14 protein-coding genes and 3 pseudogenes are annotated in these 17,533 nt (G+C 45.5%); 7 read left to right on the forward strand and 10 right to left on the reverse strand.

Annotated features, from left to right (window positions below):
* Positions 1 to 21: 21 nt before the first annotated feature.
* The 3 genes from ASG85_RS18855 to ASG85_RS18865 all read left to right on the forward strand — a co-directional run bounded on the left by ASG85_RS18855 (position 22) and on the right by ASG85_RS18865 (position 5,226).
* The gene (locus ASG85_RS18855; RefSeq protein ID WP_057303930.1) at positions 22 to 2,667 is read left to right on the forward strand and encodes a glycosylhydrolase-like jelly roll fold domain-containing protein; all 2,646 of its coding nucleotides are present in this window, start codon (positions 22 to 24) and stop codon (positions 2,665 to 2,667) included.
* 528 nt (positions 2,668 to 3,195) lie between these two features.
* Positions 3,196 to 4,461: a prolyl oligopeptidase family serine peptidase gene (locus tag ASG85_RS18860; RefSeq protein ID WP_060647455.1), complete on the forward strand. Its 1,266-nt coding sequence runs from the start codon at positions 3,196 to 3,198 to the stop codon at positions 4,459 to 4,461.
* A gap of 216 nt (positions 4,462 to 4,677) precedes the next feature.
* Positions 4,678 to 5,226: a GNAT family N-acetyltransferase gene (locus ASG85_RS18865; protein ID WP_060647456.1), complete on the forward strand. Its 549-nt coding sequence runs from the start codon at positions 4,678 to 4,680 to the stop codon at positions 5,224 to 5,226.
* Between the two features lie 184 nt (positions 5,227 to 5,410).
* Here the strand turns inward: ASG85_RS18865 and ASG85_RS18870 are convergent, their stop codons facing one another.
* The 6 genes and pseudogenes from ASG85_RS18870 to ASG85_RS18885 form a co-directional block, all read right to left on the reverse strand.
* On the reverse strand, positions 5,411 to 6,178 hold the full coding sequence (locus tag ASG85_RS18870; protein WP_060647457.1) for an ABC transporter permease: 768 nt from the start codon (positions 6,176 to 6,178) through the stop codon (positions 5,411 to 5,413).
* Positions 6,179 to 6,466 (reverse strand): annotated as a pseudogene (locus ASG85_RS39220) (ABC transporter ATP-binding protein); the annotation flags it as partial.
* Between the two features lies 1 nt (position 6,467).
* A pseudogene (locus ASG85_RS39225) lies at positions 6,468 to 6,817 on the reverse strand (ATP-binding cassette domain-containing protein); the annotation flags it as partial.
* 1 nt (position 6,818) lies between these two features.
* A pseudogene (locus ASG85_RS39230) lies at positions 6,819 to 7,126 on the reverse strand (ATP-binding cassette domain-containing protein); the annotation flags it as partial.
* A gap of 12 nt (positions 7,127 to 7,138) precedes the next feature.
* On the reverse strand, positions 7,139 to 8,005 hold the full coding sequence (locus ASG85_RS18880; RefSeq protein WP_060647459.1) for a pentapeptide repeat-containing protein: 867 nt from the start codon (positions 8,003 to 8,005) through the stop codon (positions 7,139 to 7,141).
* A 13-nt stretch (positions 8,006 to 8,018) separates the two neighbouring features.
* Complete coding sequence (locus ASG85_RS18885) at positions 8,019 to 8,348, reverse strand: PadR family transcriptional regulator (protein WP_057303936.1); 330 nt, start codon at positions 8,346 to 8,348, stop codon at positions 8,019 to 8,021.
* A 371-nt stretch (positions 8,349 to 8,719) separates the two neighbouring features.
* Here ASG85_RS18885 and ASG85_RS18890 point away from each other — a divergent pair, with 371 nt between their 5' ends.
* From ASG85_RS18890 to ASG85_RS18905, 4 genes are all read left to right on the forward strand, one after another.
* Entirely contained in the window at positions 8,720 to 10,495 is a 1,776-nt protein-coding gene (locus ASG85_RS18890) for a Rieske (2Fe-2S) protein (protein ID WP_060647460.1), read from the forward strand.
* 349 nt (positions 10,496 to 10,844) lie between these two features.
* Positions 10,845 to 11,297 carry a MarR family winged helix-turn-helix transcriptional regulator gene (locus ASG85_RS18895; RefSeq protein WP_057303939.1) on the forward strand — a complete coding sequence of 151 codons (453 nt, stop codon included), beginning with the start codon at positions 10,845 to 10,847 and terminating at the stop codon, positions 11,295 to 11,297.
* 24 nt (positions 11,298 to 11,321) lie between these two features.
* Positions 11,322 to 11,840 (forward strand): GNAT family N-acetyltransferase, encoded by a 519-nt coding sequence (locus ASG85_RS18900; RefSeq protein WP_060647461.1) that lies wholly within the window; start codon positions 11,322 to 11,324, stop codon positions 11,838 to 11,840.
* A 30-nt stretch (positions 11,841 to 11,870) separates the two neighbouring features.
* Positions 11,871 to 12,482: an FMN-binding negative transcriptional regulator gene (locus tag ASG85_RS18905; protein WP_060647462.1), complete on the forward strand. Its 612-nt coding sequence runs from the start codon at positions 11,871 to 11,873 to the stop codon at positions 12,480 to 12,482.
* Between the two features lie 191 nt (positions 12,483 to 12,673).
* Here the strand turns inward: ASG85_RS18905 and ASG85_RS18910 are convergent, their stop codons facing one another.
* The 4 genes from ASG85_RS18910 to ASG85_RS18925 all read right to left on the reverse strand — a co-directional run bounded on the left by ASG85_RS18910 (position 12,674) and on the right by ASG85_RS18925 (position 17,391).
* Positions 12,674 to 13,255, reverse strand: a complete 582-nt coding sequence (locus tag ASG85_RS18910; protein ID WP_060647463.1) for a CGNR zinc finger domain-containing protein — start codon at positions 13,253 to 13,255, stop codon at positions 12,674 to 12,676.
* A 419-nt stretch (positions 13,256 to 13,674) separates the two neighbouring features.
* Positions 13,675 to 14,532 (reverse strand): SDR family oxidoreductase, encoded by an 858-nt coding sequence (locus tag ASG85_RS18915; RefSeq protein WP_156396689.1) that lies wholly within the window; start codon positions 14,530 to 14,532, stop codon positions 13,675 to 13,677.
* Positions 14,533 to 14,598: 66 nt separating this feature from the next.
* Positions 14,599 to 16,239, reverse strand: coding sequence for a thiamine pyrophosphate-binding protein (locus ASG85_RS18920; RefSeq protein ID WP_060647464.1), 1,641 nt, complete (start codon positions 16,237 to 16,239; stop codon positions 14,599 to 14,601).
* 33 nt (positions 16,240 to 16,272) lie between these two features.
* Complete coding sequence (locus ASG85_RS18925; protein WP_060647465.1) at positions 16,273 to 17,391, reverse strand: mandelate racemase/muconate lactonizing enzyme family protein; 1,119 nt, start codon at positions 17,389 to 17,391, stop codon at positions 16,273 to 16,275.
* Positions 17,392 to 17,533 lie beyond the last annotated feature (142 nt).

Here is a 17,533-nt window from a genome sequence, read left to right on the forward strand (position 1 = left end):
TAAATAGGGGGCTATACTATAATGAGTAATCGTATTAAGGAAGTGCTTGAGGGTCAAGAACATAATTATATCCTTCCTTTTCTCTGGCAGCATGGAGAAGAAGAACAGGTGATACGTGAAGAGATTGCCCGTGTTCATGAAGCTGGAATCAGAGCCGTTTGCATCGAAGCACGTCCTCATCCTGATTTTCTAGGGCCGAAATGGTGGACGGATATGGACATTATTATGGACGAAGCCCGGAATCGTGGAATGAAGGTATGGCTGCTGGATGACGATCATTTTCCAACGGGTCATGCGGCAGGCAAGGTGAAGGAGGCTCCGGAAGAGCTTCATCGCAAGTTTTTGGGTGAACGCTATATCGATACCATCGGTCCTGCCCAAGGAACGTCTCTGCTGCTGGATACCTTGCTGATGCGTGGGCTTCGACCTACCATCTCACAGCCCGAAAAAGCGAGTGGAAAGAATAAATTAATCTCCGTTATCGCGGTCCGCCGACATCCCTCTAATGGAGAATTACTCAGTGATTGTATCGACATTACTGATCTTGTGCAAGACGGTATCCTATATTGGGATATCCCTGAAGGGTACTGGCGAGTATTTATTATTTCAGAAAATAAGGATGGCGGCAGCCAGCAGCAGGATGATTATCTCAATCCGATAGATCGAGATTCCGTCCGGATTCTGCTCGACACGGTGTATGAAGCTGTATATGAACGATACAAGGCTGATTTTGGAAAGACATTTGCCGGATTCTTTTCGGACGAACCCGGATTTTACAACGATAAGACAACCTTTGACTTCAATTCGAAACCTGGAAAACAAGGAGTGCCGCTTCCTTGGAGCAGTGAAATGCAGGCCTTGCTTGAGCAGGCATTGGGTGAGAACTACCGTAAGCACCTCTATCTACTCTGGCATGATGGGGGAGAACAGTGCAATATTGTACGTTATACTTATATGAATATCGTTAGTAAGCTCTACGCGGATAACTTTTGTAGGCAAATCGGAGAGTGGTGCAGAGAACGCGGAGTAGAATACATTGGACATGTCCTCGAAGACAACAATGTGCATGCAAGGCTTGGCTCTGGGGCCGGACATTTCTTCCGCTCAATGTGGGGACAAGATATGTCTGGCCTCGATGTAGTGCTATGGCAAATTGTTCCCGGATTTGATGAATTGTCTTATAGCAAGCCTGGCGGGGATACGGATAGCGAATTTTTCCACTATGGCCTTGCTAAGCTTGGTGTATCGCTTGCACATATCGATCCTAAAAAACAAGGCAGAACCATGTGTGAGGTGTATGGTGCGTACGGCTGGGCAGAAGGTCTGAAACTAATGAAATGGCTCACAGATCATATGTTAGTTCGTGGTGTTAATTATTTTGTCCCGCATGCTTTTTCTCAAAAAGCTCCTGATCCGGACTGCCCGCCGCATATGTATGCAGGCGGGAAAAATCCGCAATACCGCTATTACAAACATTTAAATCATTACATGAATCGGATTAGTCACTTGATCTCAGGCGGAAGACATGTGGCCACTGCAGGCGTCGTATACCACGCTGAAGCCGAATGGTCTGGGGAAGCGATGTATTTCCAAAAGCCCGTGAAGCAATTGATGCAGCATCAGATCGACTGCGATGTGCTTACCATTGATATTCTTCTAGGTGACGCACGTGTGATAAACAACAAGCTGCATGTCAATAACGAGGATTTCCAATGCCTTATCTTCCCTTATGCAGAGGCAATTCCCGCAGCGATGATTAGGCGGTTAGTGGAGTTTGCCGAGCAAGGGCTAGCTGTTCGTTTTGTAGACGGACTACCGGAACGATCTAGTGAGGGTTCCGAGGTTTCTGACGATCTAGCTTACCTTGCCGATCACAAGAACGTAAAGGTTGTTGACTTAGAAGATCTGGCTCGAGTACTTATTACTGACGGACATTATGAAATTAGTGTGGACGAACATGAGCCATATCTTCGGAACTATCACTATAAGCATGACAAGTTGGATGTTTTTATGTTCTTTAACGAACATCCGCATCAAACGATCCGTAGGAAAATAACTTTGCCTGTCCAAAGTGATGTATATGCTTACGATGCATTTCGTAATCAGTTGACTAGTTTACATGTAACTCGGGAGAATGGGGCGAATGTGGTGGAGGTCGTTCTTCATCCGTATGAGTCCAACGTACTGCTGCATGGTACTAACCTTGAAGGTTGTGAGGCATTGCCGTCTTATATTGCTGGGGCTGAACGTGAACTAAAAGGAGAATGGAGCGTATCCACTGCAGAGTCTGAGCACTATCCTCGTTTTAAGGAATGGGGGAAACTGGGGGCTTTAACGAATATGAGCGGACCTAGTTATTTACCTCGATTTACAGGTACCTTCCGTTATGAGACGGAATTTGAGTGGAACGAGCCTGCTGACCAAGCAATTTTAGACTTGGGAGAGGTCTATGAGACCGCTCAAGTGTGGATTAATGGTGAGGAAGCAGGAGTACGCATTTGTCCGCCTTACCAGGTTGAGATCAATGGCCTAATTAATAAGGGTAAAAATAAGTTAGTTATCGAGGTTACGAATACGTTGGCGAAAGAACAACCTGATTTCTTGTCGGCATTTGCGCAGCAAGAACCAAGTGGACTTATTGGACCTGTGCGAGTGGTCAGATTATGATATCCTCCTCCGTATTTGGATCGAGGAATTATTTTACGGAGTTTGACGGATTTGTAATTTGGAAAAGCTGCGTGGATTAAACAAATTCAGTCTATTTTCACCGTATGAAAGATGACCTGCATCCGAATTTTTTTCGGTCAGGTCATTTTTCATACGGTGTTGAGCAAGATCATGGATTCATAAAGAAAATTACAAACCAATGCTTGGTTTCGAAACGTTCACATTGCAGAACAGACGTTGAAAGGAATCAAGGCCATAAATATGATTAGTAAAGGGCAGGCGAAAAATAATTCGTCTGTTCTATCTGCTGTTGAATGGCTCAATATAATATTTAGAAAAGTGGCATAGCAAAATTACAAATGATCGCAAAAACGAAATAAAAAGGTCGTCATATCGGATGTGAGCCTCCATATGTTTCCGGTAGAATGAAAACATGGGGGTGAAACGGCAGGAGGCTTATCTAATCCAGATCGCTGATTAGAACGATTTTGAATCAAACATTTTATCTAAGAAAAGGAGGATTGTGCTATGGGAAGAAGTTACTACGCAATTATCGATATAACGGATTATGGTCCTTACGTTACCAAACTGGTGCTGCCCATAAACGTGAAGGCGGAAGAGGTGAAGCCGGAATGCTTTAGTGTATATGTGGAGCGGAAGGACAAGAAGGGTGAGATCCTGAAGCTTTCGAGGAACTGGTTAGAGAAGACGGAAAAGGAGCTAAGCAAGGGCTACTGCGTGGTGGAAGCCGCTTATCCTTCTTGTAGCCAGGGTGTACGAAGAGAGGAAGGGGAGTTCGTGACTCTAGAAATGAAGTATGGACCGCTCGATTCCTTATCCGCTGCAATTGCCTGTCCGAACAACTTCAACGAGTTTATCGTCAGCGATTATCGGATTACCCAGATTGCGGAAATTCCGGCGGAGGAAGAGAGGCTGACGGGATTGGTATTCGACCTGTGTGCAGGTAATACCATGAAACAGGCGGAGAAGTTCCTGCACGGCATTTCCTCCTATGAAGAGGAGCCGCTAAAGTATGGCTACTTCGTGCCGCAGTATGGAAACGGCAGGCGGCCACTCATCATCTGGTTGCACGGAGCTGGAGAGGGCGGAGAGGATCCGACCATCGCTTATACAGGCAACAAGGTAGTGAACCTGGCCAGCGATGCAATCCAAGCCAAGTTTGGCGGAGCTTACCTGTTGGTACCGCAGACACCGACCTTCTGGATGAACGATGGCAGCGGACAGTACGGCAGGACAGGTAAGTCCAAGTATGGGGAGGCCTTGAAGGCTCTGATTGATGAGTTCATTTTCAGGAATGATGCGGCAATCGACACTAACCGGATCTATATCGGCGGCTGCTCCAATGGGGGATTTATGACCATGCGTATGGTGCTGGATTATCCGGATTTCTTCGCAGCTACATATCCTGTTTGCGAAGCGCTGTTCAATGACGTCATACGTGATGCGGATATCGAGGCGATTAAGCATGTGCCGATTTGGTTTACCCATTCCAAGGATGATTTGATTGTAAAACCGGAGGAAACTGTAATACCGACTTATAAGCGCTTGATTAAGGCCGGTGCGAAAAATGTGCATTTCTCGTTCTTTGATAAGGTTGTGGACATCCATGGCTTGTTTACGGATGAAAAGGGAGAACCCTTTAACTATATAGGACATTTCTCCTGGATATATGCCCTGAACGATGACTGTCACCTGGATTATGACGGGAATCCGGTCGTGGTGGAGGGGAAGGAAGTATCTTTGATGGATTGGCTTGCTATGCAGAGCAAGTAAATGAAAAACATATCCTATTACTGGAGAGTTTAAAAAACTTCTTAACGGGGAGATAACGTAATAAAATCCCTTGATCTCCTTATATTTTCCAGCTTATAATGTAGTAAATATTTGGAAGATCACTACGGGGGAGCGCATATTTCATAAAAGCCGTTCGCCTGGGCAAAGTATTTGGTCAAATGACCGAATACTTTTCTATTTTAAGGGGGAATTGCATTGGTTGATTTATCAGATCGAAAGCCCAGTAAAGGTAAACTTAATAGTCAATGGATTGATATTAGGAAAGCTCGAATTGAAGACTTAGACGAGGTGCAGAAATTATATGTAGAAGCAGCTAAATGGATTCGCTCCTCGCAAGGTATCATTCAGTGGAACGAAGATACGTTTACGATGAATTATTTGGAGCAATTTATTCGTGAGAAAGATGTATTTGTCGCATACCTGGATGGTGAGCTTGTGGGTTGTTTCTCTGTCCAGTGGAAGTATGAGGAAATATGGGGGGAATTATTTCATGATAATGCGGGTTACATCCACAAGTTAGTTGTTTTGCGGAAGTATAAGGGACAGGGGATCGGAAGCTATTTCCTTACTTGGGCGGAAGACTATATAAAGAACGAAGGAAAGAAATGGTTAAGATTAGACTGCATGGCGGATAACCCAGCGTTAAATCAATATTACCTTAGTCAAGGATTGGTTTTCCAGGGGAGATACGACGGTCGTGGGTGGAGCGCAAATTTATACGAGCGTGAAATTATAACAAAATAAAAAGCACCACTTAGGTGCTTTAAGCTGAGCTGATATTTCAGCACTAGGGGCTGTTAACATTTTTTCAACATGAGCGACCACCGCAAGATAACTCGGATAAACACCCTCATAAGCCCAGTGTAAGCGATTATAACGACTTTCGTATTTTTACACTGCTAATCAGTTGCGCCAGCTGATCTTTTTTTCACACCCGCTTTTTGTACACCCTCATTGCAAAGAAATAGGCTACGAACAAAATCCCGACGCACCACGCAAGAGCGATCCATATATCATTGCCCACCGGCTGACCTGACAGTAACGCACGAATAGCTTCCACTATCGAGGTCACTGGTTGGTTTTCGGCAAAGGCTCTAACGACAGAGGGCATCGACTCGGTCGGCACAAACGCCGAGCTGATAAACGGCAGGAAGATAATCGGGTAGGAAAAGGCGCTTGCGCCATCCACCGTTTTTGCAGACAGTCCGGCAATCGCCGCGACCCAAGTTAATGCCAACGTAAACAGAGCGAGTATGCCGGCTACTGCAAGCCATGAAAGTATCCCCGCGGACGAACGAAAGCCCATAATCAACGCTACGAGAATGATGACGACAACCGATATGGCGTTGGATACCAGCGAGGTCAGCACATGCCCCCACAGTAAGGTGGAACGTGAAATCGGCATGGAGTGAAACCGCTCGAATATGCCACGTTGCACATCGGTAAACAGGCGGAAAGCCGTATAGGATATGCCGCTAGCAATAGCAATCAGCAGGATGCCGGGCAACAGGTAATTCACATAGTTATCCGTTCCGGTTTGAATGGCACCGCCGAACACATAGACGAACAGCAGCATCATCGCGATCGGCATGATGGTGACCGTGACGATGGTGTCCATACTGCGGAAAATATGGCGCATGGAACGTCCAAGCATAACGCTCAGATCGCTGAAAAAGTGATTCTTTACCGTCTCCATTTATTTTCCCTCCTTTTTGCCGACGATGGAGAGGAATATCTCCTCTAATGTCGGCTGTTTTTCAAAATATTCCACCTTTGCGGATGGGAACAGCTTTTTTAGATCCGAGAGTGTGCCGTTGGCAATAATTCTACCCTCGTGCAAAATGGCAATTCGGTCGGCTAGCTGCTCAGCCTCCTCCAAATACTGCGTGGTCAGGAGTACCGTCGTGCCGCCGTCGGCAAGCTCCTTGACAATCTTCCAAACCTCGATACGCGACTCGGGATCAAGTCCAGTGGTCGGTTCGTCNAGGAGTACCGTCGTGCCGCCGTCGGCAAGCTCCTTGACAATCTTCCAAACCTCGATACGCGACTCGGGATCAAGTCCAGTGGTCGGTTCGTCGAGGAAGATGATCTGCGGTTTTCCCACAAGGCTCAAGGCGATGTCGAGCCTGCGGCGCATACCACCCGAATAAGTAGATGCCCTTCGGTCGGCGGCATCTGTCAAGCCGAAGCGATTAAGCAAGTCGTCCGCAACCTGACGCGGATTATTGAGGTATCGCAGCTTGGCAATCATGATCAGATTTTCCCGTCCGGTCAAAATTTCGTCCACGGCGGCAAATTGCCCGGTCAGACTGATCGCCTGCCGCACATTCTCGGGNGCAATCATGATCAGATTTTCCCGTCCGGTCAAAATTTCGTCCACGGCGGCAAATTGCCCGGTCAGACTGATCGCCTGCCGCACATTCTCGGGTTTTGATGCAACATCGAATCCGTTTACGGTGGCAGTTCCGCTGTCTTGTTTGAGCAGCGTGGTGAGGATTTTGACAACCGTTGTCTTGCCCGCCCCGTTGGAGCCGAGAAGGGCGAAAATACTGCCCTTCTCCACCTCGAAATCAACGCCCTTTAGGACTTGATGCTGCTTGAAGGACTTTTGCAGCCCTGTCACTTTAATGGATTTAGTTTGCATATTTTTCCCTCCTTATCGGACATTAACCTTTGACAAATCGGCCCCCATGCCTTTAAGCGCAGCATAGGTCAGCTTATCCATGACTGCGCCGTCAAAGCAGATAGTTTTGATGCCACGGTAATACTTGTTGGTCAACGAAAAAAACGCTTGAAAAGATACATTCTTGAGTGTAGCGCCCCTAAACGAAACTTCGTTTAATGCCGACTTGTCAAACTTAACGCCGATAAAGGTTTGCCCGTCAAGGCGCAGTCCGCTCAGGTCGGAATATTTGAAGTCCACGCCGTCAAAGATACAACCTTCAAAGATCGTTTTTCTAAGGTCAATCTTGGTAAGCGTGACGTCGGTCAGTTTTATGCCTGTGAATTTGGCTCCGTCCAGCCCCGAAACGCTGAAGTTGGTGCGTACAAGGATCGATTTATTGAAGCTCGCATTCGAAAGGTCTAGTGTGGATAGGCTGCAGTCAGTTAGATTTGCACCGTCAAAATTGGCTTCACGTAAATCACTGCTCTTAAAGGAACTTCCGGTCAAGTCTGCGCCCGCAAAGTCGGCACCGCGTAACGCGCTAGCGTTAAATTGACCTTTATGGGCCGTAACGCCTGCAAAGTCGCTCATTGCCAGGTTGCTTGCGCTAAAGTTTGTCACTACTTGCCGTTCCAGCGAGCGGGAGAGGTTGGCGACTTCCAGTATCGTTTGTTCGATGTCGCCGATGCTCTCAATAGTCATATTAAACGCTGTTTCATCGTTTTTGCCCTCGGCTTTGAGTTCACGATATCGCTCCTGCAAATCGGAGTGCAGGTCGGCTTTTAATTCGGTGACGCTTTTTACCCCATCGTATGGCGTGAACACGCCGTTCAAATAGTTCGTCAATTTCGGATTCATAACATCAATCTCCTTATAATAGATTTTCTAGTACGCGCTTTGAATACTCCCAATTGCTTTTGTTGCGTACGTAAGCATCCTTGCCTTTTTCGGTAATCCTAAAATACTTGCGCCGTCCGCCCTGTGACTCATCGCCCCAATACCACTCGATATCGCCGTCTGTCTCAAGCCGCCGGACGCTGGAGTACATCGTGGCTTCCTTTAATTCATACTCGCCGCCCGAGCGCTCGGCGATCAGTTTGACAATTTCGTACCCGTAGCGGTCAGCTTCGGATAAGAGTCTTAAAATCATCGTATCGGTATGTCCGCGAAGCAGGTCGGATGTAATTTTGTTCTCGCTCATTTCATCACCTCCGCATTTTTATAATACGACATATTACTATGTCTGTCAAGGTAGTGTTTTAAATAAAATACTTTGTTTGAAATGCATGATGTATTCAAAACGATATCTAACGGATTCATTGCTTAAGGAGTAAGTCGTGGAGGAGTTTCTGTGTATAAAGAACATAAATATATTTAAACGAACTCGACAAGGATATTTTGTTGTCAATCATTCGAAAAGATTTTGTCGTGCCGATTTCCTTACTCTTTGCTGAACCCAAGGCCGGAACACTAAGGTATAATAAAACTATGGAGAAGAACGCAGAGGGTTCTGACCAGATACGCTTGTTGTAGTTTGGAGTGCAGCTTGAAAAAATAAAGGAGGCTGTGTCGATGAGTGTCAATTTAAACTGGATTTCAGCAGGCAATTTGGAAGCGCTTAAACAAGAGGGCGCAAAGGTTATACGAGGCGGTATCGCTGTTTTTTATCATGAAGACCAAGTATATGCGGTGGACAACCGCTGCCCGCATTTAGGCTTTCCGCTCCATATGGGGAGCTTGTGCGACGGGATTTTGACGTGTCATTGGCATCATGCCCGGTTTGATGTCTGCAGCGGCGGTACGCTTGATCCGTGGGCAGACGATGTTCCGTCGTATGAAGTGCGGGTCGACGGCGGTGAAGTGTGGGTAAATCCGGTTTCCAGAAGAGCGGAAGGCGCGGAAAAATATAAGCATAGACTGAAAGAGGGACTCGAGCAAAATATCGGCATCGTCATCTCGAAAGCGGTTGTCGGACTGATCGAAGCGGGAGTGCCGGAGCAGGACATCGCCCGCATTGGCATCGAATTCGGCACGACATATGGAACGGGCTGGAACGCCGGACTTACGATTCTTACCGCGATGGCGCAAATCGTTGACAAGCTGGACAAGAACGGCAAAATACTCGCCTTGTACCAAGGCCTTGTCCATGTCGCTCGAAGCAGCTCGGGCAGAGGAACCCGCCACTTGCTGTCAGCGCTGCCGTCGGCGGACGTGCCCTTCGAACGGTTGGCAGAGTGGTATCGCAGCTGCATAGAGGTGCGGGATACGCAGGGCGCTGAGAAAGTGCTGATCACCGCCATTTTGAAAGGCATTGACACGAAGCGTCTGTCAGAAATGATGCTTGTCGCCGCAACAGATCACTTTTACTTGGACGGCGGCCATGTGTTCGATTTCCACAGTAAAGCTTTTGAGGCGCTGGAGTGGGCGGAGGTGTCGCAAAAGGAGCGGATTTTAACTTCGCTTGTGCCGATGATGGCTCGTCCGACACGGAGCGAAGAGCTGCACCAATGGCAGGCACCGCTGAACCTCGTAGAGCCGATCAAGCAAGCGGTCAACGAGCTGGAGCAGAATGCAGCGCAGGCGAAGCTCGCCGGTGGGTCAAAGGATGCGCGGCAGCAGACAGCTCTGTCTGCTGATACGGAAGAGCAATTGCTGAAGCAGCTGCTGAGCGATACGCCTGAGCAGACGATCGCTTTGCTGCGCGACCTGCTCATCGCGGGAATGGCTCCGGCGCAATTGGCTCAGCTCGTTGCTTTGGCCGCCGCGGAACGGATCGTTCGTTTCCATACGCAGAACGATTTCGGCGATTGGATTGCAGTGCTCCATACGTTCACTTATGCTCACGCCGTGCATGAAAGGCTGCTGCAATCGGATGAGCCGATGCTGCAGCGAGCGATTTTTCACGGAGCCGTCAGCGTATATCTCGACCGTTTCTTAAACGTGCCGACAGCTACACGTCCGAAGCCGTCCGGCTCCGCCGCGCCGGCCAACCATCAGGAGCTGCTCGATTTGCTCGATCTGCGCCAGCAGGTCGGACCGGCCGCGCAATGGGTGATGGACTACATTCATGGCGGTGGTGAGCCGGGAGCGCTGCTGAACACGCTTGGACATGCGTTGTTGCGGGAGGATGCGGAATTCCATTCTTTTCAAATGTATGAGGCCGCAGTGGCCGAATACGACCGCTGGCAAGCGGCGACAGGCTCTTTTGCGGAGAAAGCCAAAGAAACGATGCTGCTCGCCTGCACCCGATATTTGGCGGCACACGCACCAACCGCGCGCGAGCTCCCGCATACGGCTAAAATTGCCTGGAGGCTGCATAAAGGTGAACGATTGTTTGAAGAAGAATAACAGATAGACACGCCAGCTGGAGCGTAGATGCGCTTTGGCTGGTTCTCAAAGATGAGCGGAGCAATAAGAAGCAGGGCAGCATCGCCGCGCTCGAAAGCATTTGATTGGAGGCTTGGAGCAGTGGCTGCTGATTCAGAGCAGCAATGCGAGCAATCAGCTGCTTGCTTATTTAAACGATAGCGTTCAATAAGCATAGAAACAGGCTACCGCAGAATTTAATCGCGGTAGCTTATTTCCGTTAACGGTTAGTATGGAAAAACCTGTAGGAATTTTTGTTGTAAATACAATAAAAATGATGTACTATTTTTTTACGACGTTTGATAAATACACGATTAGTGGGGTTGCAATTATGAAGGAAATTCTACGTGAGGTTGGAATGATTGCTAGGGCATTGGATTCTATAAGTAATATAGAATTTAAAAAATATGACCTTACAAAAGGACAGTACTTGTACCTCGTACGAATATGTGAAAATCCAGGAATTATTCAAGAAAAGTTAGCTGAAATGATAAAGGTAGACCGAACAACAGCTGCTCGTGCTATAAAGAAACTGGAGATTAATGGATTCATTGAAAAGAATGATGATCCATATAACCAAAAAATTAAAAAACTATTTCCTACAGAGAAAGGGAAGACTGTTTACCCTTATATAAAAAGGGAAAACGATTATTCCAATATGGTCGCACTATCTGGATTCTCTGAAAGTGAAGTAGAAACGATTTTTAACCTGCTGCAAAGAGTCAGAAAAAATGTGGAAAAAGACTGGGAGTTTGTAAAAAAGGGAAACAAGAGAAATTATTGATTTAGTAAAAGGAGGACAAATAAAATGACTATAAAAATAAAAAAGTGCACATTTGAAGATCTAGCATTACTTCAAGAAATTAGTGTTGAGACATTTAAGGAGACATTTAAGAATCAAAATTCACCTGAAAATATGAAAGCCTACTTGGAAAAAGCTTTTAACTTAAAACAATTAGAAAAAGAATTATCAAATATCTCTTCGGAATTCTATTTTATTAATTCTAATGAGGAAATTGCCGGGTATTTAAAGCTAAACACCATGGATTCTCAAACTGAAAGAATGGGCAATGATTCGCTTGAAATCGAGAGGATTTATATAAGGGGAAAATTTCATAGACAGGGGCTTGGTAAATATCTAATAAATAAAGCTATAGAAATAGCGATAGAGCGGAATAAAGAGAAGATCTGGCTAGGGGTTTGGGAAAAAAATGAGAGCGCAATTACCTTTTATAACAAATTGGGCTTTGTTCAAACAGGGGCCCACTCTTTCTATATGGGTGATGAAGAACAAATAGACTTTATAATGACCAAAACACTCATCTAACATTTTCCGACAAACGAGGAGGAGAAAACCATGTATATTCCTTCACACTTTCACATTGATGAAATAAAAGTCGCTTACGACATTATCAGAGAAAATAGCTTTGCAACACTGTTTTCACAACAAAATGGAGTACCCTTTGCTACTCATTTACCATTAATTTTGGATAAGGAGAACAAATACTTATATGGGCATTTTGCACGTCCGAATCCTCAGTGGAAGGATATTAGCAATCAAATTGTCTTAGCCATTTTTCATGGTCCGCATTGCTATATCTCTCCTTCATGGTATGAAACAAATAAAGCAGTTCCAACATGGAATTATGTAACTGTTCATGTAAACGGTGAAGTCCAACTTATTGATGATGAAAAAGAGTTAATGGATTCCTTGCATGAAATGGTATTGAAGTATGAAGACCCTGATAGTTCATATAGATTGCAAGAGGTAGACGCAGACTTTATCGCTGGGCTGAATAAAGGGATTCAAGGATTCAAAATAAGAATCAACAAGATAGAGGGAAAAGCAAAGTTAAGTCAAAACCATTCCGTACAAAGGCAAGAACTTGTCATTAACCAACTGGAACGATTTCAGAATGTAGACGAACAAAAGATTGCCTCTCTTATGAAAGCAAACCTAAAAAAATAACTTTAGGTTATATTCTTTTACAACAGAACTTTGAAGTTTGGAAACGATGTAAAAGTTTAATAGAAAGGTACAAGAAGACCCGAATGGGCCCTCTAATGTTTAGAAGATGTGAAGAATCACCATTTAATTTCTATGCGGGGGCGTCGATGCCTTCTTTGACCGTAAATGTCCATTCCTTTGTCTTGGGGGAATCATGTTTCGGACGAGCCGTGTATCGAGGAGCCGCCAGTTTTAGCGGCTTTTTGGCGTGCGCGGAACCGCCGGACCTTCATTAGGTTGCCGCATGCTTTATCATCGCAGAACCGTTTGGAGCGGTTCCGGGTTTCGTCGTAGTAAACCACCTTGCAATCCGGATTATCGCAAATACGCAAGCGGGAGTGATCGCTCTCCGCGAGTAAGCGGCCGAAGGAAGCGGCCACTTCCGCTCCGATGCGGGGCCATCCTTTTTGTAAAGGAGTGGATTCCAAGCGATACTCCGAATCCGAATCCGCTATGCGCAGAATCATGGGTCCGCCCGATAGCGCCCGGTTCAGCCCCTCGAGATTTGTAGGGTCTGCGGAATCGCGGACCGTCAGCTTTTGGACGATACGAAGTATGTGCCCTCGCAACCGTTTCAGCTCATCCAATTCTTCCGCGGATGGAGCGCCCGGATATGGAAGGTTGTGGAAAGCCAGCCATTGTTCCAACCATCCCGGTTTGTCCAGAAAATCTTCGGAATGACCGCTGCCTCTCCAGTCGTGATAATCGCTTTTCAGAAAATCGTCCCATAACATCGCGTCGCAGCTCCCTTGTCTTCATATGGAATGTATTTATTGTAACACTCAAATCATTCCTTAGCTAGTGACTTGACGGCCATAATGCATCATGATAAAGTGTGCCCAATTTAAAAATGCGCTACTTTCCATAACTTATGAAGCTTGCCACAAATGACGCCTGTGTGATTTATGGTTTAAGTTGAAATAGCATTGATTCTATCCTATAAAAATAGAAAATTATTTTGATAGGTAAACAAGAAGGCATATTAACTGTGATTAAGCAGTCAATATGCCTTCTTGTCTCTAGTAGATAATTAAGATTTATACAAACTAATAACCTTCGATGTTTTGGGACTTACCTAAGGCTAACAATGTACTAATGGCCACGGCGCCAGTGCGACTTTTCCACCACCTCTATATCGTGATTAATAATTCTTTTAGCCGTTCATAATCACTCCACCAGTGATATGAATAAATTGTCCTGATACATAAGTAGAATCTTCCGAAGCTAAATAGACGTAAGCGGGGGCGATTTCAAAAGGCTGTCCAGCACGTTTCATCGGATTTTTGGCTCCCCAATCCGCAACTTGAGCCGCCGGGAATGAAGCTGGAATAAGCGGAGTCCATATTGTTCCGGGAACGACACCGTTGACACGAATGCCCTTGCTGTGTAAGGACTTGGATAGCGAACGTGTAAACGATACAATTGCTCCCTTAGTTGAGGAATAATCAATCAGTTGTTCGTTTCCTTCATATGCCGCAAGAGATGCTGCGTTGATGATGGAGCTGCCGGGTTTCATATGCGGCAAAGCTATTTTGGTCAAATAAAAAATGGAGAAAAAATTCGTTCGGAACGTTTTTTCCATTTGTTCGGAAGTTATGTACTCCAAGCCATCTTGAACGTGTTGTTCCGCTGCGTTGTTCACCAAAATATCAAGTTTTCCGAATTGCATAATCGTTTGCTCCATCACCTGCTTGCAAAACGCTTCGCTTCCTATATCGCCTGCAATACATAGACAACGCCGACCCTTTTGTTCCATATATTGTTTTGTTTCTTCAGCGTCGGAATGTTCATTCAAGTATACAATGACAATATCCGCCCCTTCTTTGGCGAAAGCGACAGCAATAGCACGCCCCTGGCCACTGTCTCCACCAGTAATGATAGCTACCTTATCCTTAAGTTTTCCACTGCCCTTGTAGTTGGGATTATCGAATATGGGTCTTGGATTCATGAGCGATTCAATGCCCGGCTGCTGATCCTGATGCTGAGATGGATATGGGGGGACTGGCTGCATGGGGGATTTCATTGGAATCGAATCTTGTGTTGTTGTCTCTGTCATCGAGGGGCTCCTATTCATTTATTATGATTTGAAATCGGGATGCGGAATTTTGGCGGTAAACACGTCAAGTAAGACAGGTATGCTGCTGGTTCGTGAATGTTTCAATGCTTCTTCCAGTTGTTCAATAGTTTCGATTCGATATGCGTTCCAACCGCTAGCTTCCGCTACCGTGGCGAAGTCCAGATTGGTCAACTGTGTCCCTTCAGGTTGAAATCCTTTCATGAACATTTTATCCCTTTCCATTTGCAGAGTACCATTGTTAAAGACGACAACAGTAATGGGCAACCCGTACCGAGTGGCGGTAAGCAAGTCAGCCAGTACCATTGCTAAACCACCATCTCCCGTTATACAGACGACTTGTTTTTCCGGCCAGCATAGTTTTGCTGCCATCGCGGCAGGTAGACCAAACCCCATTGTTCGCCACTGGTTAGAGAGCAACACGTGCTGGTGGTTTGCACGGAAATTCCTCAGAAACCAAAGTGTTGAATCGCCCTCATCCAAGGCAATTACCGCATCTTCCGCAATGTTTTGTTCCATTAGTTTAATAATGGTTGAGGGAGGGAGTGGAGATCCAGATTGATTCCTCTCAACCTCGCTTTGTAGCATCCACGAATGTTTGCATTGTTGAACTTGGTTGACCCAATCGGATTGAGGTTTATATGACTTTAAGCCTTCTATTAGCTGAGGAATAAGATTCGCCAATTCTCCTACTAATCCGATGTCTACTGGAACCGAAGTCCCAATGTTCGACGGATGTTTTGAAATATGAACAATGCGTACATTACTAGGGACATATCCATCAGGGAACCATGACGTTTCAACAGCTAATACAACATCTGCCTTTAGGAACAGCGCTTTGAGAAAAGGGTTACCGCCTTCTCCAAGAGCGTTCAACATGAATGGATGTGCATCTGGTAAGATTCCCATTGCACCATAGCTCATCGCGACGCCGCAACACCAAGTTTCGGCTAATTTTTGGATTCCTTCACGATCTGAAATAGCGCCACTTCCCACCAACATTATAGGTTGCTTGGCGGATTGTATGAGTTGTAGGGCTTTTTGTATGATTTCCCGATCGGAAAAAGGGAAGGCGACCTGTGGTTGCCTGCGAGGTTGAATAGTAGTTGTCATGTTGAATACGTCAGTAGGAATCGACAAATGCGATACGCTACGCTGCAAAATAGATGTTTGCATCGCCTGTGTCAGTGACTCGATTACCGAATCTGGATGAACGACGATTTGACTGTATCGTGAGATCGCTTGTACAAGTTCTTGTTGATTGATGTACTGTTTATAGGATGTGCCTATTTTGTTCACCGGTGCTTGACCAGTGATTGCAAGCACTGGGGTATTATCCAAATAAGCATCGCCCAAACCATTAATGAGATTGGCAAGGCCAGGTCCCATGTGTGCGATACAGACCCCAAGTCGGCCAGTTAATTTAGCCTCTGCCGAAGCCATCATGGCAGCGACGGACTCATGTTTAACGGCAATAAATGAGATAGTATCTTGCATGGCAAGTGCACTCATTAGTCCAAATACAGAATCCCCAACTACTCCATAAATCCGTTTGACATTCCAGAGTTGAAGTTGTTCCAATATAGCCTCTGCAACTGTAAGGAAAGAACGGCTCTTATTGATCGAATTAGATAACTTTGTCATCCATGTTTTACTCCTCATAAATTGTTTTTGGATTTATCCATAACTATTCCCATCCCATTGATAGAAGGCAAGCATCTCGCTATCAATCTCGAGTCCAATTCCAGTGCCGCTTGGTATAGAGATTTCACTATTCGAAGGTTGAATTCCGATTAATTTTGTAAAAGGATTATCCATGACGTCCCATTCAAGAGGTTCGATTGAGTCTTCTCCCATCTTGCCCCAAGGCTCCAAACAAGCATGAGCGAAGATGGCGTATAGGCGTGATAATGCACCATCATAGGAATGTGGAGTTACGCGGGTCCCAAAGCTTCTAGCAAGGCTTAATGTTTCCCTGTAACCGTCAATACCAGCCACATGCAGAGTATCCGGCGTTATAAAGTCAAGAGCATATTGGAGAAAAATAGGCATGAAATCTGCTGCTTTTTCGAGGTTCTCACCGCCGGCCAGCGGAGCAGACAAACGACTTCTTAGCCATACGTATTCAGTAATGCGACTGATCTCAAGCGGCTCTTCAAACCATAAAAAATTAGGCCACGTATCAAGCATAGACTGCCAGCGTAAAGCTGCAATTATGTCATAGCTTTGATTGGCGTCCAAAGCTAAACCAATCTTTTCTTGTAACAATGTCTGAACCATCTTTATATGTTGTTGATCCTCGTGGATTGATTTACCGCCTATTTTTACCTTAATTTTATCAAATCCTTGATGGATTGCCTGCTCAATAGCTTTCAGGGAATGCTTTTGCCAATTTGCTTCATCTGAATAGGACTGAAACGAAGCATAGACGGGTACACTCTCTCGAAACTTCCCTCCCCAAAAGTCACACACGGATACATTGCATGTCTTGGCCATAATCTCTGTTAATGCCATACTAACAGCCGCAGATGAACGGGAATGCCATTTTTTCAAGGTACGAACCAAGGTAATTCTGTCAGTAACTGACTTACCGATTAGATAGGGAATGATTCGTTCCTGAAAGCCTTTATGCAAGGTTGGCAGCCAATCGACGCATTCTCCCCAACCTTCGACACCTAAATCAGTCGTTATCCGAATCAGATAACAGGTTCGATACGTTTTTAAACCGTTGGCATCTCCGTATGGTTTAGGAAGATGATAAAAGAGTGGAAATGTTTCTATTTTACGAATCAGCAAGGAGATATACCCTTTCAAATTATGATGTGTTTACAAGTAGGATTTATTAAAAAAGGGATAAATATACAATAAATTAAAGTTACGTCCATAGAGACATAGCCTTTGTTAATATATGTAATAATTTCTCGAGAAGCAGGAAATA

This window comes from Paenibacillus sp. Soil724D2 (assembly GCF_001427935.1).
GTDB lineage: Bacteria > Bacillota > Bacilli > Paenibacillales > NBRC-103111 > Paenibacillus_E.

Coding starts and splice junctions, on each gene's coding strand:
- ASG85_RS18900 (WP_060647461.1), top strand. CDS start 11,322: ATGACTATAAAAATAAAAAAGTGCACATTTGAAGATCTAGCATTACTT.
- ASG85_RS18855 (WP_057303930.1), top strand. CDS start 22: ATGAGTAATCGTATTAAGGAAGTGCTTGAGGGTCAAGAACATAATTAT.
- ASG85_RS18905 (WP_060647462.1), top strand. CDS start 11,871: ATGTATATTCCTTCACACTTTCACATTGATGAAATAAAAGTCGCTTAC.
- ASG85_RS18890 (WP_060647460.1), top strand. CDS start 8,720: ATGAGTGTCAATTTAAACTGGATTTCAGCAGGCAATTTGGAAGCGCTT.
- ASG85_RS18895 (WP_057303939.1), top strand. CDS start 10,845: ATGAAGGAAATTCTACGTGAGGTTGGAATGATTGCTAGGGCATTGGAT.
- ASG85_RS18885 (WP_057303936.1), bottom strand. CDS start 8,348: ATGAGCGAGAACAAAATTACATCCGACCTGCTTCGCGGACATACCGAT.
- ASG85_RS18880 (WP_060647459.1), bottom strand. CDS start 8,005: ATGAATCCGAAATTGACGAACTATTTGAACGGCGTGTTCACGCCATAC.
- ASG85_RS18870 (WP_060647457.1), bottom strand. CDS start 6,178: ATGGAGACGGTAAAGAATCACTTTTTCAGCGATCTGAGCGTTATGCTT.
- ASG85_RS18860 (WP_060647455.1), top strand. CDS start 3,196: ATGGGAAGAAGTTACTACGCAATTATCGATATAACGGATTATGGTCCT.
- ASG85_RS18910 (WP_060647463.1), bottom strand. CDS start 13,255: ATGTTATGGGACGATTTTCTGAAAAGCGATTATCACGACTGGAGAGGC.
- ASG85_RS18915 (WP_156396689.1), bottom strand. CDS start 14,532: ATGCAGCCAGTCCCCCCATATCCATCTCAGCATCAGGATCAGCAGCCG.
- ASG85_RS18920 (WP_060647464.1), bottom strand. CDS start 16,239: ATGACAAAGTTATCTAATTCGATCAATAAGAGCCGTTCTTTCCTTACA.